The 24,823-nt window shown below is 59.4% G+C and carries 18 protein-coding genes and 1 pseudogene; 9 read left to right on the forward strand and 10 right to left on the reverse strand.

Annotation, left to right across the window (positions count from 1 at the left end; translation table 11 throughout):
• The first annotated feature begins 8 nt into the window (after nt 1–8).
• Nucleotides 9–1,166, forward strand: coding sequence for an iron-containing alcohol dehydrogenase (locus HFO71_RS25835; RefSeq protein ID WP_168255545.1), 1,158 nt, complete (start codon nt 9–11; stop codon nt 1,164–1,166).
• Nucleotides 1,167–1,643: 477 nt separating this feature from the next.
• Complete coding sequence (locus HFO71_RS25840; protein WP_168285736.1) at nt 1,644–2,747, forward strand: TauD/TfdA family dioxygenase; 1,104 nt, start codon at nt 1,644–1,646, stop codon at nt 2,745–2,747.
• Nucleotides 2,748–3,692: 945 nt separating this feature from the next.
• Here the strand turns inward: HFO71_RS25840 and HFO71_RS25845 are convergent.
• Nucleotides 3,693–4,165 (reverse strand): annotated as a pseudogene (locus HFO71_RS25845) (elongation factor G); the annotation flags it as partial.
• A gap of 198 nt (nt 4,166–4,363) precedes the next feature.
• Here HFO71_RS25845 and HFO71_RS25850 point away from each other — a divergent pair.
• Nucleotides 4,364–5,386 (forward strand): class I SAM-dependent methyltransferase, encoded by a 1,023-nt coding sequence (locus HFO71_RS25850; protein WP_131641049.1) that lies wholly within the window; start codon nt 4,364–4,366, stop codon nt 5,384–5,386.
• A 99-nt stretch (nt 5,387–5,485) separates the two neighbouring features.
• Here the strand turns inward: HFO71_RS25850 and HFO71_RS25855 are convergent, their stop codons facing one another.
• On the reverse strand, nt 5,486–7,363 hold the full coding sequence (locus HFO71_RS25855; protein ID WP_221988604.1) for a HAMP domain-containing methyl-accepting chemotaxis protein: 1,878 nt from the start codon (nt 7,361–7,363) through the stop codon (nt 5,486–5,488).
• Nucleotides 7,364–7,572: 209 nt separating this feature from the next.
• Here HFO71_RS25855 and HFO71_RS25860 point away from each other — a divergent pair, with 209 nt between their 5' ends.
• Entirely contained in the window at nt 7,573–8,292 is a 720-nt protein-coding gene (locus tag HFO71_RS25860) for a 4'-phosphopantetheinyl transferase family protein (RefSeq protein WP_168255541.1), read from the forward strand.
• Here the strand turns inward: HFO71_RS25860 and HFO71_RS25865 are convergent.
• The 3 genes from HFO71_RS25865 to HFO71_RS25875 are packed head-to-tail and all read right to left on the reverse strand — an operon-like array spanning nt 8,265 to nt 13,844.
• A complete protein-coding gene (locus tag HFO71_RS25865; protein ID WP_131641047.1) occupies nt 8,265–9,617 on the reverse strand; it encodes a lysine N(6)-hydroxylase/L-ornithine N(5)-oxygenase family protein in 1,353 nt (450 codons plus the stop codon). The genes HFO71_RS25860 and HFO71_RS25865 overlap by 28 nt on opposite strands.
• Nucleotides 9,614–13,606, reverse strand: a complete 3,993-nt coding sequence (locus tag HFO71_RS25870) for a non-ribosomal peptide synthetase (protein ID WP_221988577.1) — start codon at nt 13,604–13,606, stop codon at nt 9,614–9,616. The genes HFO71_RS25865 and HFO71_RS25870 overlap by 4 nt, the downstream gene beginning before the upstream one ends.
• Before the next feature lie 19 nt (nt 13,607–13,625).
• Entirely contained in the window at nt 13,626–13,844 is a 219-nt protein-coding gene (locus HFO71_RS25875; protein ID WP_025396893.1) for an MbtH family protein, read from the reverse strand.
• Between the two features lie 205 nt (nt 13,845–14,049).
• On the opposite strand from HFO71_RS25875, the gene HFO71_RS25880 reads away from it, so the two are divergent.
• Genes HFO71_RS25880 through HFO71_RS25890 form a run of 3 tightly spaced genes read left to right on the forward strand, consistent with a single transcriptional unit; the run spans nt 14,050 to nt 17,655 of the window.
• Complete coding sequence (locus tag HFO71_RS25880) at nt 14,050–15,039, forward strand: GNAT family N-acetyltransferase (RefSeq protein WP_131641045.1); 990 nt, start codon at nt 14,050–14,052, stop codon at nt 15,037–15,039.
• Nucleotides 15,036–16,457 carry an MATE family efflux transporter gene (locus HFO71_RS25885; RefSeq protein ID WP_221988578.1) on the forward strand — a complete coding sequence of 474 codons (1,422 nt, stop codon included), beginning with the start codon at nt 15,036–15,038 and terminating at the stop codon, nt 16,455–16,457. The genes HFO71_RS25880 and HFO71_RS25885 overlap by 4 nt, the downstream gene beginning before the upstream one ends.
• A 10-nt stretch (nt 16,458–16,467) precedes the next feature.
• Nucleotides 16,468–17,655: a PLP-dependent transferase gene (locus HFO71_RS25890; RefSeq protein ID WP_221988579.1), complete on the forward strand. Its 1,188-nt coding sequence runs from the start codon at nt 16,468–16,470 to the stop codon at nt 17,653–17,655.
• Here HFO71_RS25890 and HFO71_RS25895 read toward each other — a convergent pair.
• Nucleotides 17,546–18,205: a sigma-70 family RNA polymerase sigma factor gene (locus HFO71_RS25895; RefSeq protein ID WP_221988580.1), complete on the reverse strand. Its 660-nt coding sequence runs from the start codon at nt 18,203–18,205 to the stop codon at nt 17,546–17,548. The two genes, HFO71_RS25890 and HFO71_RS25895, sit on opposite strands and share 110 nt — an antisense overlap.
• Nucleotides 18,206–18,368: 163 nt before the next feature.
• On the opposite strand from HFO71_RS25895, the gene HFO71_RS25900 reads away from it, so the two are divergent.
• Nucleotides 18,369–18,860 (forward strand): GNAT family N-acetyltransferase, encoded by a 492-nt coding sequence (locus tag HFO71_RS25900; RefSeq protein WP_077980617.1) that lies wholly within the window; start codon nt 18,369–18,371, stop codon nt 18,858–18,860.
• Between the two features lie 81 nt (nt 18,861–18,941).
• Here the strand turns inward: HFO71_RS25900 and fhuF are convergent, their stop codons facing one another.
• The 4 genes from fhuF to HFO71_RS25920 all read right to left on the reverse strand — a co-directional run bounded on the left by fhuF (nt 18,942) and on the right by HFO71_RS25920 (nt 22,882).
• Nucleotides 18,942–19,730, reverse strand: coding sequence for a siderophore-iron reductase FhuF (fhuF, locus tag HFO71_RS25905; RefSeq protein ID WP_077980616.1), 789 nt, complete (start codon nt 19,728–19,730; stop codon nt 18,942–18,944).
• Between the two features lie 4 nt (nt 19,731–19,734).
• A complete protein-coding gene (locus tag HFO71_RS25910) occupies nt 19,735–21,906 on the reverse strand; it encodes a TonB-dependent siderophore receptor (protein ID WP_221988581.1) in 2,172 nt (723 codons plus the stop codon).
• A gap of 299 nt (nt 21,907–22,205) precedes the next feature.
• On the reverse strand, nt 22,206–22,631 hold the full coding sequence (locus HFO71_RS25915) for a type II toxin-antitoxin system VapC family toxin (protein ID WP_077980614.1): 426 nt from the start codon (nt 22,629–22,631) through the stop codon (nt 22,206–22,208).
• Nucleotides 22,628–22,882 (reverse strand): FitA-like ribbon-helix-helix domain-containing protein, encoded by a 255-nt coding sequence (locus tag HFO71_RS25920; protein WP_065282799.1) that lies wholly within the window; start codon nt 22,880–22,882, stop codon nt 22,628–22,630. Before HFO71_RS25920 ends, HFO71_RS25915 begins: the two co-directional genes overlap by 4 nt.
• A gap of 648 nt (nt 22,883–23,530) precedes the next feature.
• On the opposite strand from HFO71_RS25920, the gene HFO71_RS25925 reads away from it, so the two are divergent.
• Nucleotides 23,531–24,817 (forward strand): GGDEF domain-containing protein, encoded by a 1,287-nt coding sequence (locus tag HFO71_RS25925; protein ID WP_077980613.1) that lies wholly within the window; start codon nt 23,531–23,533, stop codon nt 24,815–24,817.
• Nucleotides 24,818–24,823 lie beyond the last annotated feature (6 nt).

The following is a 24,823-nucleotide window of genomic DNA, read 5'->3' on the forward strand; positions in this document are numbered from 1 at the left end:
CCGGCAAAATGTCCACATTCACATTCGCGACCGTCCCGCAGATCATCGCGGGACCGGGTTGCATCGCCAGACTTTCGGAGCTGACGAAAACCCGGCTTGGGCCGCGCGTCATGGTGATTTCGGACGAAGGCGTCGTCAAGGCGGGGCTCATTCAGCCGGCCCTGCCAAACCTTGCGGACGGCGGCGCTGAAATATCGGTCTTCACCGGCGTTGTCGCCGATCCGCCGGAAGCTATCATTCATGCGGCTGTGGCGCAGGCGATCGGTTTCGGCGCCACGGGTGTACTTGGCATTGGCGGCGGCTCGTCGCTCGATGTGGCAAAGCTGGTGGCCCTGCTCTGCAAAAGCGGTGAAGCACTCGATGACATCTATGGCGTAGGCAAAGTAAGCGGGCATCGCTTGCCTCTGGTGCTCGTGCCGACAACGGCAGGCACCGGCTCCGAAGTCACGCCGATTTCCATCGTCACCACGGGTGCGCACGAGAAAAAAGGCGTCGTATCGCCGGTGCTACTGCCGGATGCGGCACTTCTCGACGCTGAGTTGACCCTCGGCCTTCCTCCAGCCGTGACGGCCGCAACGGGGATTGACGCCATGGTGCACGCCATCGAGGCTTTTACCTCTGCGAGTACGAACAACAATGCTGTTTCCCGTGCCCTTGCCAAAGAGGCGCTTCGGCTTCTCGGGGCGAATATCGAGATCGCCGTGATGAACGGAACTGATCTGGCCGCCCGACAGGCGATGCTGCTCGGCGCCATGTTGGCCGGTCAGGCCTTTGCCAATTCACCGGTCGCTGCCGTCCATGCTCTCGCCTACCCGATCGGTGGCCGCTATCACGTTCCGCATGGCCTTTCCAACAGTCTGGTCCTTCCGCATGTGCTGCGCTTCAACGTGATCGCGTGCGGTGATGCCTATGCGGAACTGGCGCCGTGCCTTTTTCCTCACCTTGAACCCACCGGCAAGGCCGAGCGGCTTTCCGGTTTCATCGAAGGATTGGCGATGCTGCCTGTGCGCCTGAACCTGCCCGTTCGCCTGAGAGATATCGGAATTCCCAAGGACGGCCTTCCTCTGCTAGCGCAAAGTGCGATGGAGCAGACCCGCCTGCTGGTCAACAATCCGCGCACGATGTCGCTGTCGGATGCCGCCGAGATCTACGAAGTCGCTTGGTGATCACCTGTGAGGTGACGCCTGACCCCGAACCCATGATATCGGTGACATGTCCGGCAGCATCGATTGACAACGTCACTCCCACGTCGACCGTTGATCAGCGTATAGCCGTTCGCAGCGATGTCGGCTGCCTGTTTTCCTACCTCAGGGGCAAAGAAATCGCCTTAGCTGCAACGAAAAAGCCGGGAGAGGTCGTTGCGTCGGCAATGGGTAGGAACTCGGGCTGGCCCGGACATTCGCTGAGTTCATAGACGCGATGACCGACGGACGCGCCTCCTAGCTGAAAATCGAATATCGTGTCCTCGACCGAGTCAGACGACGATCGCGCAAAATCTATTGTCCTCGCGCGCATGGAGGATTAACAATCGTTCCATGAAGCTGCTTGTGTCCACATACGGATATGTCAAGCGCGGGGGCTGGTGGCCGCCGCCGTCGGAATTTCGGGTTCATACGCGATCCTGAAACCGACGGAGAAATTTCATGAATATCGAACGTGTAGAAGCGCGAGAACGCGTTATCGCCGTGCATTGGATTGACGGCACCACGTCATTCTATCCAAACCTTTTCCTGCGTGACAACGACCAAAAGGGCTTCCACCCACAGACCGGTGAACGGCAGTTCGATCTGCTGTCCGTGCCGCTCGACCTGACAGCCGAAGCGGTCACGCTCGATGGCGACGCCGTTCACATCGATTGGCGAGGAGATAACGACAGAACGACACTGGCCGCTGATTGGCTTTACAACCATCGCCCGGGTGTACGCGCGGCCGACCCCGCCGATATAGCCGCCGAGATCTGGGAAGCGGACTTACAGATTCCCAAAGTGTCCGTCGACGATCTCTCGGAGGACCGCGTCTTCTTTGAATGGCTTTGCAGCACAAAGAGGCACGGTCTTTCGGTGGTCACCGGACTTGATGATAACGAGGAAGCAGGCGTGGCACTCGGGGAACGCATCGGGTTTCTGAGGCGCACGAATTTCGGCCTGACTTTCCGTGTCGAGACCATTCCCGATCCCAACAATCTTGCGTACACCTCGCACGCCTTGCCCCTTCATACCGACCTTCCGAACCAGGAAATGCCGCCGGGATACCAATTCCTTCACTGTGTGCGGAACGGCGCGGAAGGCGGCGAGTCCGTGTTCGCGGACGCTTACATGATTGCCGAGAAGGTCCGCCGCAAGGACGCCGAGGCGTTTCGGCTGCTGACGTCGGTACCAATTCCGTACCGCTTCCACGATCGCCAGTATGATATTCGCGTGCACAGACCGATGGTCAGCGTCGATGAGCGGGACCGCGTTTTCGATGTCCGCTACAGCGCCCATCTCATGGACAGCTTCGATATACCCGACACCGTGATGGCCGACTACTATGCCGCCTACCGGAGGTTCATGGCGGAGACGCGTGACCCGGCCAATATCATCACATTCAAAATGAAGCCTGGAGAGATGGTCGTCTTCGACAACAGGCGGATCCTACATGGCCGAACCGCTTTCGATCCGATGACAGGTCACCGGCTGCTCAAGGGCTTTTATGTCGACCGTGGCGAGTTCGACAGCCGGATCAGGTTGTTGGAGGAACAAACATGAACGGTTGCGCCGACCCATTCTCATAAAGACGACAATCGCGAACAGCCAGGCGGCGGCCGACTGCGGGTTCGACGGCGTTATGACCCGCGCTAACTCAATTGGCATCGGCCCCGCGGTGCATAGCGCTTGGCATGCTTACAGCGCTTGATAGCAAGGAAACCGCGGGCACAGCTATCCGCCAGGTGGCTCGCCTTGAAGGGATCGAACCTCGGGCCTGCTTTCATCGACACCGTCGAATTTTCAGGACTGCTCGGGTCTGGAGACTGAAGCGAAATTCGCAGGCGCTAATGCCACAACGCCGAAATTGGCTACAGCGCCACAGCTTCATTCCTTTAATGACTGTTTGAAGCTACGGTGATGACCGATTGAAATCCACATGGCGGCTGATTGAAACGAGAAACCCAAAGTAGGTAGCATGCCAGATTGCGGCATGAGGTAGGCGAGAGGCCACGCAGGCGCTGTTGAAGCTTTCGCGGCGGTCACCGGAACTGACCTGGCTGATCCTCAACGGAGGGTACCTGATCAGGAGGGAAGCGAAAGCAAGTTTGTATACATTTCCATCGCGCCGCCAAGCCGACCAGCTTCTAACAAACGGAAGGAATGCATTGCAGTTGAAAGGAATCGAACTTTAGGCACGGATTACCAGGTGAGCAAATGCCTGGTTTGAAATCGAATTCACGCAGCACGGGATCAAGCGAAACTCATCGAGAGAAACGGGCCAGCCGACGGCGGATTTCACCTGCCGGTAATCGGCAACGCGGTTGGTTTGCCAAACGACTTGAGCCCGCATACGGTCGAATTCCACATGATCGCCATCGGCGAACTGATCAAGTACCCAGCACACCATCCCGCGGGCCCCATGCTACTACAACTGCAAACGGTCCAGGCACGGAAGGGCGGGCGTGAGCCCGGCTCTGTGAACGAGCATGAAGTGGTGCGAACGTTTCAGTGTGCGGTTCCTGGTTTCTTTTTGCCCTCACAATGGCGTCCGCTTCCTTGCCGTATAGTTCCTCGAAATGATCGAAGGTCTTGGAAAAATAACCAATGCCCTGTGTTGCCGAGCGCAGCGCCCGTGCCAGATCGTTAAGTGCGCCACCCGGAACGAGCGCCCGGAAGATGTCCCATCCCTTGGCGGTTTCATCACGGTCGAAGCCGAGAACCTGACCGTTGAGAGCGGAGACGATCTGGACAAGGCTGCCTGAAAAGACCGCCGGGATGTGGAACTCGCCGCGGAAGACCGGCTGCATCAACACCGTCGATCCTTTGGAAAGCGCCTGTCGCACCCCCATTTTCGACGCTGTCCGGAAGGCGTGTTCCGAACTGTCGACGGTATGGTGCTGACCATCTAACAGCGGTACGCCGACATCGATGACCTCGAAGCCTAGCGGTCCTTTCTCCATCGCTTCGCGCGCGCCCGCACAATACCGAAGCGCGTCGACAGCTCTTTGAGTCCTGCCGCATTGAACCTCAGCCTCGCCGGTCCGCAACGCTTGCCCATAGTGTCGGCGGGCACCCGATAGGGTTAGCGCGGTAAGTATTGTAGAATATGCGGATATGCGCATAATTTCCGCGGCTGCCGCTGCTAGGTAAGATTGATCGAGGGCTCTGGAGATCCCATGGAAACAATCGTCGAAGACGCCGGTGTTGGCGTAGTGTCGCCCGAACTCGTAGTCGATGCACTGTTTGCGTGCCGAAAGACGGCGGCGATGAGGGCGGCCATCGAGCTTGATCTCTTTACTCATATAAACGAGGGCAAGACGGCAGCATCGCTAGCGTCGGCAACAAGCACATCGGAGCGTGGGGTGCGCATCCTGTGCGACTACCTTGTGGTCCATGGTTTCCTGACAAAGGAGAGCGGACAGTACCGAATGACGCCCTCGACCAGAATGTTCCTCGATCGCAATTCGCCGGCCTATATGGGCGCGGCCGTCGAGTTCGCGGCCGCACCGGAAATACTGGATAATTTTCTGCGCGATCCGGCCGCCGTAGTGCGAAACGGCGGTTCGGCCGGGCTTGCCAACGTGTCGGCAGACAACCCCGTCTGGTTGAAGTTTGCGCGCGGCATGGGCTCCTTTACCGGGCTCAGCGCCAAAATGCTGGCTGGCGAAATCTCCGGCTGGCCGAGGCCTCCCAAAAAGGTTTTGGACATCGCTGCAGGTCCAGGCGTTTTCGGGATCGAAATTGCGAAGGCCTTTCCAACGGCGGAGATCGTCGCCGTCGACTGGGCCGCAGTGTTGGAGCTGTCGAGGCAGAATGCGGAAAAAGCCGGCGTGGCTGACCGGTACCGGACGATAGCCGGCAGTGCTTTCGATGTTGAGTGGGGCACGGGTTATGACCTTGTCCTGCTTCCGAATTTTCTGCACCACTTCGATTTGCCGACATGTGCCCAACTGTTACGAAAGATCATCGCCAGCCTTGCAGAGCATGGTCGGATCGTCGCGGTCGATTTCGTGCCGAACGAAGATGGCGTGTCGCCGCCTTTTCCCGCAGCGTTCTCCTGGGAGATGCTCGCCAGCACGCCGGCTGGCCAGGCTTATACGCAAAGTGAGTTGACTGAGATGGCAAGACTTGCCGGTCTTGCCGGCGTTACGGTCAAATCGATGCCGCCAACTCCGGCAAGCATTATTCTCTTTGAATAGCCGGTCGGCCGTCGTCTGCGTCGCCTACCTGACACCTGCCGAGTCGCTTTCTAGATTGCTCATTTTTGCTCTGTCCGCGCTGCTTGCGACGGCTGCGCGTCATCTTTGCATCACGCGCCGCTGAGCGACCAAGTGGATTCGGCTGTTGCCTTCAAAGGCCCGTCCGCTGCGCTGCCCGCCCGCCGCGCTTTTGTCGCCGTCCAATTGAAACTGGTTGACCAGATCCCGCAGGCGGCCTGCCTCGGAGGACAATGAAGCAACGGCAGCTGTCGACTGCTCGACCATCGCTGCATTTTGCTGGGTCGCCTGGTCCATCTGATTGACGGCCGTGTTGATCTCGGCAAGTCCAGTCGACTGCTCGCGCGCCGATGTGGCAATCGCATCCATGAGTTGGTTGATCTGGACCACGTACTCACCGATCGACTTCAGCGAGGTTCCGGTTTCAAGAACCAGTTTCACGCCATTTTCCACGTCAGTTGATGACTTTTGAATAAAGCCTTTGATTTCCTTGGCCGCTTGAGCGGCACGCTGGGCAAGCTCACGGACTTCCTGGGCGACGACTGCAAAACCCTTGCCCGCCTCACCCGCACGAGCAGCCTCAACGCCGGCATTCAGCGCCAGCAGGTTCGTCTGAAAGGCGATTTCATCAATTGCACCGATGATGTTCGAAATCTGCTGTGAACTGTCCTCGATGCGTCGCATGGCCTGTTCCGCCTGAGAGACAACATTTGCCGACCGCTGGGCGCTGATATCGGCTTCTTTGGCGACATTGCGCGCCTCGTCGGTGCGTTTGGTCGCCATCGTCACATTCGACGTGATCTCTTCCAGGGCTGCGGCCGTTTCCTCGAGAGAGGCGGCTTGTTGTTCGGTGCGCTTGGAAAGATCCTGCGCGGCAGATGCAATCTCACCAGTGCCATTATCGATGCTGTATACCGTCTGGAGCACGGCGCCGATCGTCGCGCCCAATTGCCGGAGCGAAGCGTTGAAGTCTTCGCGCAAGGCTTCGTATTCGGCCGCAAATTGCTCCGAAAGCTGGAAGGATATGTCGCCTGATGCAAGCCGCCGGAGACCTTCGCCCAATGTCGTGGTCGCGAAGCGCAGTTGTTCCGCCTCGCGTTCGGCGCGCTGCTGGGCTGCGGCGCGCGCTGCTTCGCTCTCGCTGCGGGATTCGGCGGCTTCCTTCTCGAGCCTGACGACGTTGAGGGCGTTATGACGGAAGATTTCAACCGCCCCGGCCATTTCGCCGACTTCGTCGGTGCGACCGGCATAGGGAATATCGCTGTCAAGATCGCCATCGGACAAGCGCCTCATGGCGGAGGCGATGCTTCGGATTGGGCTGGCGATGCCCGAAATAGCAAAGAAGATGCCGGCTACGGCAAGAAGCACGGCCAGCGCTGCGATCGTGGCCGTCAGCATGAAAGCGGATTGTGCGGAAGCACCGCTCGCGGCCACAAAGCCTTCGGCCTGGCTGAGAATAAAAGCGGCCAGATCTGCCACCGCCTTGTTCACCAGCTCGGCTTGTGGCTCCATATTTTCCTTGAAGAAACGGATTGCTTCAGGCGTCTTTCCGCCATTTTCAAACGCGATCATTTGCGCTGCCAGCGCGCGATATTTGGCCAGTTCCGGCTTGATCTGATTGATCAGTTCGCGCCCTCGCTCGGTGCGGACGCCCTTTTCGTATTCGGTGACAACTTTCTCGACCGCGGCGCCGGCGGCATCGATTTTTTGCTGCCCGACATTCCGCTCTTCCGCTGTATCCTCAAGGAGGTATTGGGCATAGACCAATTTCAGGTCGAGGAAGTCATCCTTGATCTCGCGAGCCGTCACAAGCCTCTGCATCCAGAAGGTCCCGATCTGCTCGGTATTGGCGCGAAGTGTCGAAATCGTGCTCAGCGAGACATAGGACAGACCAACTAGGAATAGGCTGATGATCGAAAGCTTTAAGATCAGGGCTTGCTTGATGCTCGGGCGCTTCATGCGGGTCTCCTCGAAGGTAGCTGGGACGACCGGCGTGCCGGCTGATGCAAGATCTCGCACCGGATTCAATAATTTAGTATTAACTAAAAAATGTTCCGGCCTCATTTTCGAAGATCTTCTGAGTTGACCCATACTTCCGCGATCAATTAAACGCGCTACGACCCTGAGTTCTTGAAAATTCAGGGAGATAGCAGCCACGGCGAGCGAAAATGCACCAACCTGAAAACCAACCTGCCGGCATTGAAATCGCGCTCTGGCAGTATTCTAAGAACGAAGGCGACCGAAACCGCTGGATGCAGTCGCTTTCAGCGGATGAACGGGAGCGCGCCGCGACCTACCTGTTTGACCGGGATCGGGCCTCTTTCGTTGCCGGCCGGTATCTCTTGCGGCGGCTGTTGAGCATGGAAACTGGGACGCCGCCGGCCAAGCTTCTGTTGTCCCCGGACAACCACGGCAAGCTGAGGCTTGAGGGGCATGAAAGGCCGCAATTCAGCCTCGCCAATGCCGACGGGCTTGTGGCGGCCGCTGTCGCTTCTGGATGTGATCACTTGGGAATAGACTGCGAACGCGCCGATACCGAGATCGAAGCGGCGGCAGTGGATAGCTATTGCAGCGCAGACGAACGGCGCTGGCTCGCGGAATTGCCTGCGCCCGAACGCGGGCGCGCGGCGGTCGCACTCTGGACGCTCAAGGAGAGCCATCTGAAGGCACTCGGCGTCGGGCTGCGCGAGGATCCCCGCAACGTCGCCTTTTCCTGGAAGGATAGCATCCCCGTCATGGTCGATGGCGGCGATCGTGACCGGCAATGGCATCACCGTCTGGTCGAAAGTGGCAGCCAGCACGTCGTTGCGCTGGCTGTTTGCTCTCAATCCGGGTTTCCCGGCATTTCGACACGCCTGTTTCAGGACGACAGCATGCCGTCCGAATAGCCGGTTCGGAGCTGATGAGGCATTGCGGAAGCGATCTCCGTCGCCCAGGCGAGTTGCCCGTTGTCGGGTTCCGCATCGAAATGCTGCCGGCCGAGAAGCGTATTGACGATGGTTGCGCTGCGCCAAGCCATGAGGCTCAGCTGCGAGTCGGCGATACCGTGCGAGTACCGCCCCGCGTTCTGCGCAAACAGCCGGTTGGCCCTCGGACCCGTCCACTGCATCGTGTAGTCGTCATTGAGAAGCGGATAACCATTTCTATCGAGCGTTATCCTGTCGCCCAGCGAGCCGAGAGCATCCGGCAATCGGAACCGGTAGCCGGTTGCCAGAACCACCGCATCCGCATGAAGCACCTCGATCCCACCGTCGAATTGGTTCCTGACGATGAGCCGATAGGCATTGCCGTTCCGCTCCATCTGGATCACATCGCGATTTGGCGCCAGAGATGCATTGAGCGTGCTCGGTTCGAGATAACGCAACGCATAAAGGCGGCGATAGATCGAATGAATCGTCGAAATCGACAAGCCGTCGCTGGTCAGGATCGAGTTCCTCAACGCGGCCTGCTTCTGCTCGCCGCTAAGCTTCAGATAGGCCTGCACGTATTCCGGTGAGAAGACCTGGTTTGAAAACGGTGTATCGTTGATCGGCTCGAAATTATGACGCCGGCTGATCCATGTCAGCTCCTTCATGGAACCGGGATCGGCAAGCAAGGCTTCGACGACCTCGCCGCCGCTTTGACCGCCGCCGACCACGACGATGCGGGCGGCGCCGAGATCGCTGAGACGCGACTTGGCCACGCTGTTATGAAAGCAGTCGGCGCCTAGAAACGGTTTTGCCCAGTCGGGCACGAAGGGTGAAGACCCCGTGCCGATCACCAGGTTTCGCGCCTCTTCCTGCCCATTGTCGAACCGCAGGAAGAAGCGGTCGTCGCGGTGCTCGACGTTGCGGATCTCCGTTCCAAAGCGCAGGCCGTCCACGCCGTTAGCGACCCAAGCGAGATAGCGCGCGAACTCCTGCCGGGGAACGGCGTCATAATTGGCGTTCAGGAAGGCGTAGAGCCTCTTATGGGCAACCAGATAGGAGACAAATGACCAGCGGCTGGTCGGCAGGACCGGAGTGACGAGGTCTTTCAGAAAGGACGATTGCAGCTCGACGCCGGGCATCATCATGCCCGGATGCCAGTCGAACGAGTCTCGTCGCTCGAAGAAACGGCTTCTGATCTCGGGCACCGACTCGAACAGGCAGGCGAGGCTCAGATTGGAGGGGCCGATGCCGATCCCGGCAATATCCAGCGGTTCGGCATCCTTGCGGGCAAAAGCGACGGTCATGCGATATCCTTCTCTGTTTCCTTGAGACGCAGGGCGAGCCTTGAGTGGAAGGCGGGAGACCCGATCATGTGCAGATGGTTGGTGCCGGTGATGATTTCGGCCGCACGTGCCCGCGGCGACAGGCGGCGCCAGTCGATCAGGTTGAGGCCGCGATTGAGGCTGTCGTCGGCAGCCCAGGGATAGATCGGCACATCGTGAGGAACCAGCCGGTGCTTGCGGAAAATCAGGGCATTGTCGATCAGCACCCAGAACGTATGCTCCCGGCTGCTGATATCAGGCCCGTCGTTCGGAAGCGGGTCCTTCTCGTCGCCGACGAAGCGCAGGAATTGATCGTAAGTATCCGCGTCCATCGTTGACAGCAGCCGGTCCCATTCGGGGCGCATCGCCGTTTTTCCAAGCCATGCCTGTACGTCTCGATGGAGCGCATGGCGCTCGCCCGGCCTGAACTTCGGCTTTGCGCCGATCGCGAATTCCGATCCGAGATCGCAAACGTCGACCATCGCCATCATCCTGACGTCGACCTCGTTGCCGAGGGTGCGGGCAGCCTCGTAGGCCAGCAGACCGCCCCAGGACCAGCCGAGGAAATAGCAGGGTGCTCCCTGACTATGTGTCCTGATATGGTCGACATAGCTCTCGATGATCTCTTCGATCGGAGCGCCAACCTCCTTCTTCTCGGAAAGCGAGTGGCAAATGAAGCCGGTCGCCGGCTGATCTGCCCCGAGATAGTCGACGAGTTTGACATATTCGCGGGTGCTGACGAGCAAGCCCGGGAAGCAATAAAGCCGCGGCTTGGCGCCGGAAGCGCGCAGCACGATCACCTCCGACAGATCCCGTTGGTCCCCCTGCTCCATCACCCCGGCAAACGAGCGTATGGTCGGGTTGTTGAAGATATCGGCGACAATGAGCCGAATTTTCGGCCGGCGCTGCCGCAGCAGCGAAAGGATGCGGATCGCGCCGAGCGAATTGCCGCCGATCGCGAAGAAATTATCCTCGACGCTGATTGCTTCCAGCTTGAGAACCTGCCGCCAGACATCCAGCACCTCCTCTTCGAGCGCGGTCGTCGGCTCGACGATTGTGCGTTTGACCGGTTGTGGCGCTGGCAGCGCAAATCGATCGAGCTTGCTGTTCGGATTGGTCGGCATTTTCTCCAGTTCGATCACGGTCGCCGGCACCATGTAGGATGGCAGGCTGCGCTCGAGGCCGGCGCGGATCGTCTCGACGTCCAACCTCTCGTGTTTCTTGGGAACGACATAGGCAACGAGCGCCTTGTCGCCGCCGGCATCGTTATCGCGCAGGACGACCAGGGCTTCGCCGACGCCGGGCTGCTGGAGCAGAGCCGCTTCGATCTCGCCGAGCTCGATCCGGTAGCCGCGAAGCTTCACCTGATGGTCGACACGGCCGACGAATTCGACGGTTCCGTCATCACGCCAACGCGTCAGGTCGCCGGAGCGATAAAGCCGGCCGCCATCGCTCGAGAACGGATCGGGAATGAAGCGATCGGCCGTCGTGTCCGGCTTGCCGAGATAGCCGCGTGCGATGCCTTCGCCGCCGATATAGAGCTCGCCGGTCACGCCGATCGGGCACGGATTGAGATCGGGGTCGAGCACATAGACGCGCCTTAACCCGACAGCGCGACCGAGCGGAGCATAGACACCCTGGAACTTCGTTCCGGCCCTCACCTTCCAGACCATCGGCGTCATGATGGTTTCGGTCGGCCCGTAGCCGTTGATCAGCCATTCCGATTTCAGCACCCGCGACAGAAGATCGAAGGTCGGTTGCGCCAGCCCCTCGCCGCCGAAGGAGTAAAGCCGCATCGGCGGCGCGCCGTCTGTTATGTCAGCCCATTCCGCCAGTTGCTGCAGATAGGTTGTGGGAATGCTGGCATTGTTGGCACCGTGCTTGCGCATGGCGGTCAATGTTTCTTCCGGTGTCCAGAGCGGCTGGTCGGGAAGAATGATACTGCCGCCCTCCATCAGCGGGTTCATCCACCGCTCATGGCCGCCATCCGAACTGAAAGGCAGGAACGGCAGCTCGCGGGATTCGGAGCTCATGCCATAGACACGCGAGGTGTTCTGCAGATGGTGCGTCAGCGGACCGTGCTCGACAGCCACGCCCTTCGGCAATCCGGTCGATCCGGAGGTGTACATGACATACGCGAGCTGATCGTTGTGAGTGGGAATATCAAGCGGCGTATCCGGCTCGCCGTCGAGGTCGATCTTGTCGAGTTCGAGGATAATGGTGTCGAGCTCTTCCGGCAGCCGATGGCGAAGCCAGCTGTGGGTCAGAACGATTTTGACACCGCCGTCGCGCAGAATGTGATGGTTGCGGACCGGTGGATGGTCGGGCTCGACCGGGATATAGGCGCCGCCCGCCTTCAGCGTCGCGAGGATTGCGACGATGGCCTCCGGCGATCGCTTGATGAAGATGGCGACCGTCACCTCGGCGCGAACACCGAGCTGCCGCAGCCGATGTGCGAGGCGGTTGGTGCTGGCCTCCAGCCAGCCATGGCTCCATTCCTCGTCACCGTAGACGATCGCCGTCTTCTCGGGCGTCCGGCGCGAATGGGCCGAGATCAGCTCGTGCACCGGCCTGTCATCGTTGACCACCTCGTCTTCGTAGGGTGCCGACAGCTGGTTGAGCTCATCGCTCCCCACGAGTTCGATGTCCCTGATCCGCACATTCGGCTGTGCGACGAATTGTTCGAGCACAAGGGTGAAATGCCGGGAGACACGGGCAATCAGGGCGCTGTCATAGAGATCCCGTGCATAATCGATCAGCCCGTATGCGGCGCCATCCCGGCCCGCCTCGATCACCAGGGATAACTCGCTGTCGGCGCGCGCCCCCAGCGGCTCCAGATTGGTTGCGTGCCTGGGGACCGGATACGGCTCCCGGAACTCGAACAGGGCCTTGACCACGGCTTCCTGGGCAGCGGCTTCGTCGACGACCAGTTCCTGGGTGATGCGCTCCAGCGGAACGAGCCGGGCAAACCCCTCCTCCGTTGCCGATGAGATCGCTGCGATGACATCGTCGAGAGAGCTTCTTGATGTCAGCGACAGGATGAGGGGAAGGACCTGTTCGGCACGGCCGCGGTTCGCAAGGTGTTCTTTCCCCGGCCGCGCGACCAGGAGCCCGGTCAGCAAAGCATAATTGCCGCTGTAACGTGCCAGCAGCGCGCAAAAAGCGGCATGAGGCACGCGCTCGACCTGATATCTCTTTTGCTGCGCATGTCGACCGATTTTTGTCCAGAGATCGGTCTCGATCGAAAATCGATGCTGCGCGCGCGCCACACCTGCCAGCCCGCCGCTGTTGAAGCGGGTTGGAAAGGTCGATGCCGAATAGTCGAGACCGATCGTGTTCCGCCAGTATGAGAGGGATTCCTGCGCCTGCTCCGACTGCAGCCACTCAGCCTCCCGCGCTCCGGCCAAGGTCTCAGTCAGTTGCGTGTCGCCGGCGGGTGCGCCGTCGAGAATTCGCGTCAGGGAGCCGGCAAGAATAGACTTCTCGCGATCGTCCGAGATCACAGGATGAAGCACGATCGTCAGAAGCGACTGGCCATCGGCAAGCAAGACAATCTGAACACGCGCCGGTGGACCAGCAAGGAGATCGAAGCGCCTGTCGCGGAAGGCTTTCTGGGCAGCCAACGCGTCGGCCTCCGCAAGAGCAGCGCCTTCGTCGACAATCTCGATCGGTACTGCGGTCAATGCGCCGCAGTATTGCTCGACGCGGCCGCCCGCCAGCCGGCGGAAGCGGGTGGCAAGCGACGGATGTTGCGCCACGAGCGTCCGGCAGGCGCCGGCAATGGTCTTGACGCCGACCGCCGGGCTCAATCGCAGCGAAATGACCTGGTCGGGAAACACCGTGTCATTGCCGATCTGCTCCAGCGACCAGATACGCTTCTGCGCGATCGTCAGCGGGAAGCTCTCGAAGACTGCGTCCGTCGCGACATCGGTCGGGTAGGCATCTGCGAAGTTTGTGATCTGTTTGTTCATCCGTGCCATCCAGCCGTTTTCAAAGATGTGCATCGCCGGCAATTGCCGAGCGCAAGGAGAGGGGGCGCGGATCCGCCCAGACGTCAGCGATATGCGCCAGGCATTGCTGGCGCGAACCGGCAAAGCCCGCCGGCTCCCAGCCCAGGGGAATCCGCTTGTCCTGCGGCCAGACCGAGTAGCGACGCTCGGCGTCGATGACGGCGATCCAGAGATCGTCGTGAGGTTCAAGATTGTCCATTCGCAGCTCCTGCGGTGATGATGGTCATGCGCAAGTGACGGATCCGGCAGGCTGCAGTTTAGAAAATCGATGGGAATTTTTTTCTTCGTTTATCCCTAAACCCAGCGGGAGATGGATCGTCATTCTACTAAATCGGCGCATGAGCACGCTTCATGCTCGCAGTGCCAAAAGCCCGATCGAACCCCGACTGGCTAAGGAGAACATCATGGATTTCGACGCCGTCAAACAGAGGCGCGCTCTGCAGTCGCGCAGCTACGTCAGCCTCGCCCCCAATCTCATCCACCTCAAGACCGCTTACGGCCACCACGAAGCCGCATTCGAGGTCGAGGCCGGCATCGCGTCGGTGACCTTCTACCATGGCGATTCGGTGCAATCGGCAGAGCTTCTCATGGCGGCCGCCGAAGCCGTAACGGCAGAAGATCGCTCGATCACCTCAGTTGTCTTCGAAGGGCATCAGGCAAGCCTCCCACCCCATATTGCGGATGCAGACGGAACTCTCGATTCGGTGATCTTGTGGCAATGGCCTTCACTGTGGCTGCCGCAGCTGTCCTATCCGCTGCCGCCCGTGCAGGGGATGACTGCGGGCCGGTATCATCCGCGTCGACCCGCAAAGCCGAAGGGCACGATCTACAGGCGTTTCATCCCCTGGCTGGAACGGGAAATCGCCTTCACGGTGGCCGATCCCGAGACCGATCTCGCAGCATTTCATCGCTGGATGAACGACGAACAGGTCAACACGATCTGGGAGGATGCGGGTTCGATCGACAAACATCGCGAGATCCTGGAAGAAAGGATCGCAGATCCGCATGTCCTGCCGCTGATCGGCAGTTTCGCGGACATTCCCTTCGGCTATTTCGAAGTCTATTGGGCAAAAGAGAACCGGCTCGGCCCCTTTTACGACGCCGACGACTATGATCGTGGATGGCATGTGGCGATCGGCGAGCCCGATTATCGCGGCAAGAAATGGATCAGCGCATGGCTTCCCTCGCTAATGCATTTCATCTTCCTCGACGATCCACGCACGATGCGCATCGTCGGTGAGCCGCGCGCCAGTCACGAGCAGCAGATCCGCAACCTCGACCGTTCGGGTTTTGCCAAGGTCAAGCATTTCGATTTTCCGCACAAGCGGGCGCTCCTGGTGATGCTCGGCCGCGAGCGTTTCTTCGGCGATCGTCTTTGGGTGCCTGCGTCATGAACGATATGAGCGACGTCAGCGGCAGCTTTCGGAGACGGCAGCGCCTCGCACCAGAGGACCTTGCCAGTCCTGAGCTTCTCAGGCTGCTGCTTCGGCTCGGACTGCCGGCCATGTTCGGGCTGTCGATCAACGCCGCCCATCATACGATCAACATGATCTTCGTCGGCATGATCGGTGAAGACCAGATCGCGGCGATCATGATCGTCCTGCCGATCCTCATGCTCATAGCCGCCTTCGGCGAGGGGATCGGCGTCGGTGTTGCAACGGAGGTCGGACGCACGCTCGGAGCCGACAACCGATCCCGGGCCGGCGCCATTGCCTCGATCAGTCTTGCTGCCGGCGTCGTTTTCGGCGCGGCCAGTGCCATCGCAATCGTCGCATTTCCAGATTTTTTGCTGTTCGGCGCCACGCCTGCCCTTCAGCCGCTCGCGCAGCATTATCTGATGATCATTGCGATCTCGGTGCCGCTGACGATGGCGCAGATTATTCTCGATTTCCTGGCGATCGCAGAGGGCAATGCCCGCTTCAGCATGTGGACGCTGGTCGCCTGCTTTGCGCTGAACATGATTCTCGACCCGATCATGATCTTCGGCTTCGGCCTCGGCCTGCAGGGCGTTGCAATCGCAACCATCCTGTCCCAGCTCGTCGCGCTTTGCATCTATGCTGCCTACCACGCCAGGCGACTTGGGACGGTCCGGCTGACGTTTGGCTGGCGGTGGGGAGATATCGGCTTTCTCAGGCCTGTCCTTGCTGTGGGCGCACCGACGACGCTGACCAGTCTCGCAACCGCAGGCGCGATTGCGGCAATGGTATCGCTCGCCGGCACCTATCACGGAGAAGCCGGCATCGCCGGCGTCGGGATTGCCTTGCGGCTGCTGGCGGTCGGAACCCTCCCCGTCATCGGCATCTCGCTCGGAGCCCAGTCGATCCTGAGCTTTTCCTGGGGTCGAGGCGATACCGCCCGGATGCTGTCGGCAGCCCGTATCCTCACAGTGGTCACAACTGCCATGAGTGGCGCCTATGGATTGGCCGCGCTCGTTTTCTCCGAAGAACTTGCCTCGTTCTTCACCGACGATGCGGTGGTGATCGGGATCGCAGGGCAAGCGATCATCGCGACCCATCTTCCGCTTCTGCTGTTCGGCCTGCGGCAAACGGTGCTGATCCTCTTCCAGGCCCAGGGCAGACCAAAAGCGGCGGTTGCCATCGGTCTGGCGCAGAACGGCTATCTTCTCTTTCCGCTGCTTGCTCTTCTCACGCCGTTCTTCGGCTTTTCAGGCTTGCTGGCGGCAATGTTCCTGGCCTCTGTCCTGACCGGCCTGTTGTCGGCCGTCTGCCTGGCGAGGACGCTCAGCGCGCTCCGGCAGCACTCTGCCGACCATCTGACCTCCATCCGTCCATATCCCAGCTTTTGTCCATGAGAGGATGACCATGAACCAGTCGATCAACCCGCACGACCTTGGCGCCCATGCGGTCGCTGACGATCTCTTCACGCCTGTCGATCCGGCGGCATTCAACGCCGTGTCTCCGCCGATCTTCCAAACGTCGCTCTTCACTTACGACAGTTACGAGGCGATGGAGGATGTCTTTGCCGGACGCACGCGCAACTACATCTATTCGCGCGGCGACAATCCGACGGTTCGCGAATTCGAACTGCTGGTCGCCCGCCTCGAGGGAGCAGAGGACGGACGTGCCTTCTCCAGCGGAACGGCTGCCATTACATCGACAATTCTCAGCCTTGTTGAGGCAGGCGACCGGGTCGTTGCGGTCCGCCATCTCTACAACGATGTCTACCGCCTTCTGGTGAAGCTGCTTGCCAGGCTCGGCGTCGCGGTGGATTTCGTCGATCCCGCCGACCACGACGAGGTCCGCAAGGCCCTGTCGGGTGCCAAGCTGCTCTACCTTGAAAACCCCACATCCTTCGTCTTCGAGCTTCAGGACATTGCGGCGCTGTCGGCCATGGCAAAGGAGGCCGGCGTCACCACCATCATCGACAATTCCTGGGCAACGCCGCTCTTTCAGAAACCGATCCAGCATGGCGTCGATATCGTCATTCACGCCGCCTCGAAATATCTCGGCGGTCACAGCGATACGGTCGCCGGCGTCGTCGTCGGCTCGAAAGAGGCCATCGCCAGGATCAATGCCACATCCTACCCCTATGTCGGTGCCAAACTGTCACCGTTCGAGGCCTGGCTGCTGCTGCGCGGCATGCGCACGCTGCGTGTCCGTCTCAAGGAGCATGAGCGCAGCGGGCTTTTGCTGGCCGGGCGGTTGAAGGAGCATTCTGCGATCGGACGCGTTCGTCACCCGGCGTTTCAGGAGCACCCCGGGCGGGCGACGTTGACGGGTTATGCCGGGCTGTTTGCCTTCGACCTCCATCCCGATATCGATGTCGCACGCTTTGTGAATAGCCTTCGCGACATCCGTCTCGGTGTCAGCTGGGGGGGACCAGAAACGCTGGTGGTCCCCGCCAAGGTCGCGCTGCAGATCCCCGACCGGATGACCTCCTTCATCCGGTTCGGCGTGAGCGAGCAGACGGTTCGTTTCGCCGTTGGCCTGGAAGAGCCGGAACTGCTGTGGAGCGATTTGCAGCAGGCGCTGCACGCGGCGAAACGCTAGGCTGCTGCCGGTGTGCATGATCGGGGCGGAAGGCAGGTTCGGCGATCGCCAGATGGCAATGTTCCTCTGCCGCCTTGATCATGAAGTTGACGAGCGTCCTTGAGACGCCGAGCTCGGCTGCAATATCCTTCTGCGGCACGCCGTTGAGGCGATGGCGAATGAAGGCATCGTTGGTTCGCTTCGGCAGCGCCTCGAGCGAGGCAAGCACATTGCGCAGGGTCTCGGCAGCGACGAGCTGGTCGAGCACGGTGGGGACGGGAGCCGTGATCTCCTGAATCTGGTCTATCGACCTATGGTTGTTCATCTTTTGGCGTCGCCGGCGGCTCTCATCGAGTGCGAGATTATAGACCATCCGGAAGGCGTAGCCGATCGGGCAACGAATGTCGTCGGTTTTGACCCCATAGGCTTTGATGACTCCATCTTGAAATATATCCTCGGAATATGACCTTGATTTGACAACGCTTTCAATCGTTTTAAGGAGCTTGTCCTTGTTTTCGATCATGGCATTGACTACGGCATTTCCGTTCACATCACGATGCAATGTGTGCATTGTCCTGTACCCTTTTTACAAATGGAAAATCAGGCTCTGTCGTTGCTGGCTGGTTCGGTCTTAGCCATCCTTTTTCGAGGAAAGTACACGACTTGATTGCAGTGTCTATTTTAAGGTGATAACAGGAGTCAAGTTTAAATCGACCGATCGGAGGCGAGAGAAAATGGGAAAAACAATTGAGATCCTGACCGGCAAGGCAGAGCTCTGCCGATCGATCATGGGGGCTTTACCCGACTGGTTTTCAGAACCTGAGGTCATCGAAGCGAGCGCCCACGCGATCGAAGACCTGCCGGTGTTCGGCTATGTCGAAGCGAATGTCGTGACCGCGTTGATCGCCTTGAAGCCGCACCCGCCCGACGCCGTCGAGATCGCGCTGATTGCGACCCGACCGGAACATCACGGTCGCGGCGCCGGACGCCATCTCATCGATGCGGCCGAACGTTTCGGCCATGAATTGGGTGCGCGGCTGCTGACGGTCAAGACGCTCGCCCCGCGCGGCCTCGATGAACCGCAGTTCGAGGCGACGCGGCGCTTCTATGACCGGAACGGCTTTGTGCGGGCGGAGGTCTTTGCAAAGCTCTGGCACGAGGACCATCCATGCCTGTTCATGGTCAAGTCACTCGCCGACGTCGAGGCAGGTGAGGCTATGCTTTGAGACGACGAGACTTTCTGCTTGGCGGGCATTGGCAATAACTGGGGCGCAGGGCACCGTCTCTGCGCGCGGTGGGCCTAGGAGCTAGTGGCGCCCCTCCGGCAGCGGGCAGGCTTCGCCGCAGCCGCCGACGCCCGGCAGGTTATAGCGCAGGCAGCAGACTTTCCGGCGCACGAATTCGAGCCCGCATTGCTGGCGCGCAATGCGGATCATGCCGAACATCGGGTTGCGCCCGCCGCCCGGCCATTGAGCTTCTTCCAGCAGCGCCAGGCCGCCTTCGACGAGGGCGGGCTCATGGCGATGAGCGATCTCTTTCAGAATCCAGGAGAGATAGGCCGCGACATTGTTCCAGAGAAGCTTCGGCGCAACGCCGGCATTGACGGCGATCGCCGCGATGACGGGCTCGGCATGACCGAGCATCAGCCGGTGAAGCTCGCCGGCCGGGTCACTCGTCACCTCGGGCCTGCCTGACATCACGAATGCTTCCGGCTCGCCTGTCTGTTCGTTGCAGACGAGCGAAAGCCGATCGACCTCCAACGGTAGCGCGATGCGGTTCATGAACATATGGACGCTCGGAGCAATCGTCAGCATGCTGAAATAATAGAGCGTCCACATGGAGACGATCGCACGACGGTCGCTGCCCGGGAATTTTTGCGCATATCGGCCAATGATCTCGTCGAAGATCGCCGGGTCGCAAAGATCCCTGCAGGAAACAACGATGCCCGTCTGCGGGAGAGTGCTGATCAGCTTGCCGCGGCAATAGGAGAACGCGCCGTCGCCCACCAGACCGTCGAGGTCGACGGCCCGATGAGCGACGGGGTGTTCAGCGATCAACGTCGCGGGCTGGAGCGCTCCATTCGTCTCCGCCGCCATGTATTTACCACCGATACTTCAGGGTGCCGGTCATGTTGCGGCCCTGGCCGAGATAGCAGAAGCCCTCTTCGCAAACTGTTTCGCGCTCATCGGCTATGTTGCGGATGTTGAAGGCGGCTGTCAGGCCCTCGTATTTCTTGTCGACAGCGCCGAAATCATAGGAGGCCGATGCATCGACGTAGAAAGTCGCAGGATTCTTCGAGGTATTGGCCACATCCGTCCAGGTCTCACCGATGTAGCGGACGCCGGCGCCAACCGACAGACCGTTGAAGGGGTTGCTTTCCTGGAACGTGTAGTTCGCCCAAAGGCTTGCAATATGGGTCGGGGTGATGGCCGGAGTATTTCCGACGTTGTTGCCCCCGGTCACTTCGGAGTCGTTGTAGGTATAGGCCGCAATAATATCGAGACCGTCGGCGATCGCCGCGCGGGCTTCAAGCTCGATGCCCTTTCCGGTCACCTCTCCTTGAGAATCGTAGGCAAATGTCAATGGGTCGGCGAGCCTCGGCTTATTCTGCTCGACGATGTGATAGGCGACGGCCGACAGCAGGATATCGGAGCCGGGAGGCTGGTACTTCACGCCGACTTCGTATTGCTCGCCCTTCGTCGGCGGAAGAATTGTGTTGGTAGCCGATCGGTTGGTGACCGGATCGAAGGAGGTCGCGTAGGAAACGAATGGCGCGATGCCGTTGTCGAAGAGGTAAAGGGCGCCGGCCTGTACAGAGAAGGCGTTCTTGTCGACCTCCTCCGAGCTGACCGTGGGCAAGGTCGCATCTCGCGTCTGATTCACCCAGGTCTGCCGGCCGCCGAGGTTGAAGCGCCAGTTTCCGACCTCGATTTGGTCCATGACGTAAATGCCGACCTGCCGCATGTCGGCATCGGAAGCCAAGACATTATAATCCGGCGTGGCGCCCGAGACTCCATAAGTCGGATTGGCGATATCGAAGTCGAATGCCGGATCGGCGGCTCCGGCGCCATAGCCAAAACTCGACTGGAGATTGGTGTAGTCGACCCCGAACAGCATCGTATGCGCAAGCGGGCCTGTGTCGAACTTCGCCTCGAGCTGATTGTCGACCTGGAAAACGTTCATTTCGTCCCGGATCGCATTTGTGCCACGATGCGCGACGGTCCCGGTCCAGCTGGAAACGCCGAGGTAGCGAGCCCTGAGATCGAGATGCGAATAACGCAGGTTCTGCCGGAATGTCAGGCCATTGTCGAATTCATGCTCGAACTGATAGCCGACCTGCTGCTGCTTGACCTTCTGGTAGTCATAGTCGGGATCGCTCGCCCTAATGTCGAGGATCCTCCCGTCTGAGGTCGTGATCGCGCCGACGTTAGAGTCGGTCTCGTCGGCCTGCGCCAGGCCATAAACCGTAAAGGACGTGCCCTCGTCAGGCCTCCAGGTAAAGGACGGCGCTAGCAAATAGCGGTCGTCGGCAATATCGAAATTGGTGTCGCCGCGGCGGGCGACGCCGACGATGCGATAAAGAAAATCCTCGTTGTCTTCGCTTATCGGCCCGCCGAAATCGAACATCCCCTGCACCCGATCCTCGGTGCCGTAGCTAATGCCGACTTCGCGGATCGGCTCCTCGGTCGGAAGCTTCGATATCTTGTTGACGAGGCCGCCCGGCGAACCAGAACCGTAAAGAACGGAAACCGGCCCCTTTATCACTTCGACCCGCTGCAACTGATAGGGTTCGGTACGGAACGTGCCGTAATTGATATAGGGCTGGCGCAATCCGTCACGATAGTCGCCGACCGTCGTGGCGTTGTAGCCCCGAATGTAGATCTGATCGAAGCGCGGATCGAAGCCGCTCGTTCCTGTCGTCACGCCGGCCGAATAGCGCACGGCCTCGATGACCGTCTGCGCGCCGCGTTGCTCGATTTCCTTCTCCGTCGTCACCGAGATCGAACGCGGCGTCTCAACGAGCGGCGTGCTGATCTTGGTTGCGCCGGCGCTGTTTTTGGCTGTCACCGACGTCCGGTCGGTCTTGCTATCAGAGGCTGCACCTTGAATGACGATCGGTTCCAGCGCAGTCGCGTTGGCATCTGCGGAAGCGGTCTGGGCGAAGGCCGGCGGCACCGCAACGCCAATCAGGAGGATCGCTGTCGTGGCAAATAGCGTCTCTCTGTAAATTGTTAGTAGATTATTAGAAACGTTCAAAAAAACATAAGCCATTGCTTGGTCCCTACGTCACGGATGCGGGCGGAACCTATGGAGCGAAATTGGCCTTGTCAACATAAGATGATTATTTTAGTCACCTTTTAATCCATAGATTCCCGCGCCCACATTCTCGAAGAGGTTGCACGTAGCATCGAGGCCTCGTAGCATTCTGTGCTAGGTGAAATGCCCAACGCAGGCGGTTCTGTCGTGCGAGGAAGGGGCCTAACAGGGGACCGAGACGACTGTCAACCTACCGCTCTTGATGGGTCGAGCTGGCGATTGCGGCTCCGCAATCATCTGACGCTTTGTCGCTGCTATGTTGGTGCGTACCACGGGTTGATAACGTTAAGTCCTGCGGCTTCGAAGGGACTAGTGTCGCGGGTGGCGACAATAAATCCGTTCGCAGCGGCAGTTGCGGCGATATAGGCATCTGCTTTACCGATTGCCCGACCTGCTAGGCGTGCTCGCGCCATCAATTCCGAATAGCTCTGTGACGCAGCCATGTCGAAGGATAGAACGCGCCCTAAAAATAGAGGCAGAACTTCCTGTTCTAGTCGATCGTAGAGGACGGTCTTTCGTCTTCCGCTAGGCATCGCGGCAATGCCGAACCGCAACTCAGCTACTGTAATCGCCGAAACGAACAGGGTTTCCACTGCTTGAGCATCGATCCACGCCAGCACCTGATAATCGGGTGTGGGCTTCCATGGCTCCGAGATGACGTTGGTATCGATCAGGATCATTCGAAACTCATAGGTTCCGCAGCTGCTTTGTCTCGGACTAGCTGCAGATTATCCACGTCGTTGTTGGAAAGTCCTGCCTCGCGGCCGATCGATGCTAGCAACGAGCCCAACATGACGCGCTCAGCTGGCCGTACCGCTGTTTCAAGGATGTCACGGATTTCTGCTTCTGTACTGCGGCCGTGATGAGCTGCCCTCACTCTTAAGGCACGGTGTGTCTCGTCAGACAAATTGCGTATTGTAACTGCAGCCATCGATTGCACTCCCTTAAGGCTGATGGTTATGCTATCAATATATGGAGTGCGATATCACCTGGCAACTCCTCGCGTGGTTTGGAATGGCGCTTTTGGAACTGCGACAAATTGCAGCCGTCATCCACCGTCCATTTGCCGCTGAAGTGGCTCGCCGGATAGGTCGTCCGCCGGATTTGCGCAAAACCCTATCGCGCTCAGTTGAGCAACTGCCACTCCCATTACAGCCGCCGGTCAAGAGGCCCGTATTGTCCTGTCATAGATGCCGATGTCAGCGATGGGAAGGAGCAGCCATCGAGATGCACCACAACGCAGTGCAGACGGTCAAGATCCTGCTCAACGAGGGCTGGCTGGAAATCAGGTCACGGCGTGAGCGGCCGTCATTCGGAAACCAGACGTCAAGTCGAACGCTTACTATCCCGCTCTGACGGAGGGCAAATCACGTGTCGGTCTACCGACTGAAAGGTGATCGCCGTGAAAAGAATTGAATCGTGAGTTCGGCCTGGCACGAACGAGACTTTGACCCAATATGATACGGTAACGACATACTGTTGTCCCGTGGTACAAAATCATTAGGGCAAGCATATGGTCTTTTGGGGCGGAATTCGCGGCTCGTCTTGCCTCCAGTCGTCTGCTCCCTAGATCCGACACATGGATACCGAGCGAACCACAGCTCCTATCAAACCGGTAAGGGCGTCTTCGCGGAAACCTCTTCAGAGGTTGAGCCCGGCCATTGTAGAGCAAGTCGAGCGCCTGCTCGGTGGACGCACGCGTGATATCCGCCTCAATGGGGAACTGGCCCAGCTTTTTGGCGAACGCTCCTGGCCGCGGACTGCCAAGATCATCCGCGCGTGGATGGTTTGGGTTATCGTGCTCGACGTCCTGACGTTGGGTCTCAACGCGATCTTGCTTCCGACCGAAACCGTCATGTCGATGCTTTGGCCAGCGTCTATCCTTCCCCCAGCGGCTCTTGTCGCCGCGATAGCCTTCCTGCGGCCGCATGCTTTGTGGGTGCAGGGAGTTTTCCTCCTCTCGGCCGTTTTTCTCATCCTCCTGTCGGTAGCCTTGGTTGGGGTTAACAGCGGTGGTGAGTTTTACGAGCGGCATTTGACCATCATGCTTTTTGTGGCCGTCACTGCTATTATCATATTTCCGATTCCACTCAGTTGGGCGATGGCGATCGGCGCTGCTGCCCTCGGTCTCTACCTTGTGTTTCAGCTGCGCAATCCAGACATTGAAGCGGGAAGTGCTCTGGCCGGGACGCTGTTTTTCGCAAGCGGTGTGGCTGCAACCGTCGTTGCCCGCCGCACCGCCACCATCTTCGCTCAGAAGACTTTCTTGCTCGAGTTACGAGATCGAAGTCGCCTCGCGGAGCTTACAGACGCCAACTCGCAGCTGGAATTGCTGGCGCGGACCGACCCGTTGACGGGTGTCGCCAACCGGCGTTCGATGATGGAAACGCTAAATCATTTCTGGAACGAAGACCTCAAAAGAACGAACGGCGCGGCGATGCTGATGTGCGATGTCGACGACTTCAAGCATCTCAACGATAATCTCGGACATGCCGAAGGCGACCGCTGCCTGGTGAAAGTTGCCGGCATCATTCAGAGCAGCATGAGAGACGAGCGGGACCAGGTCGCCCGGTACGGAGGCGAAGAATTTCTCGTCTTTCTCCCAGGCTCCGATCAACAGGAGGCCGGGGTGATCGCTGAGAGAATTCGCAGCCGAGTAGAAGCTGCGTCTCTTCCAAATCCTACTTCCCGCGTCGGTCCCTGGGTCACTGTCAGCATCGGACTAGCGATATCGATGCAAAACGGTGAACCCGTGTCAGCAGAGCACATGCAGCGACAAGCGGATGCGGCCCTCTACCTTGCCAAAAAGACCGGCCGCAACCGCGTGGTGGTCCACTCTCCAGAGGTCGATCAAAGCCTCCAATGAAGTAAT

Origin of the sequence: Rhizobium laguerreae, from assembly GCF_019778565.1 — a bacterium.
GTDB classification, from domain to species: Bacteria; Pseudomonadota; Alphaproteobacteria; order Rhizobiales; family Rhizobiaceae; genus Rhizobium; species Rhizobium laguerreae.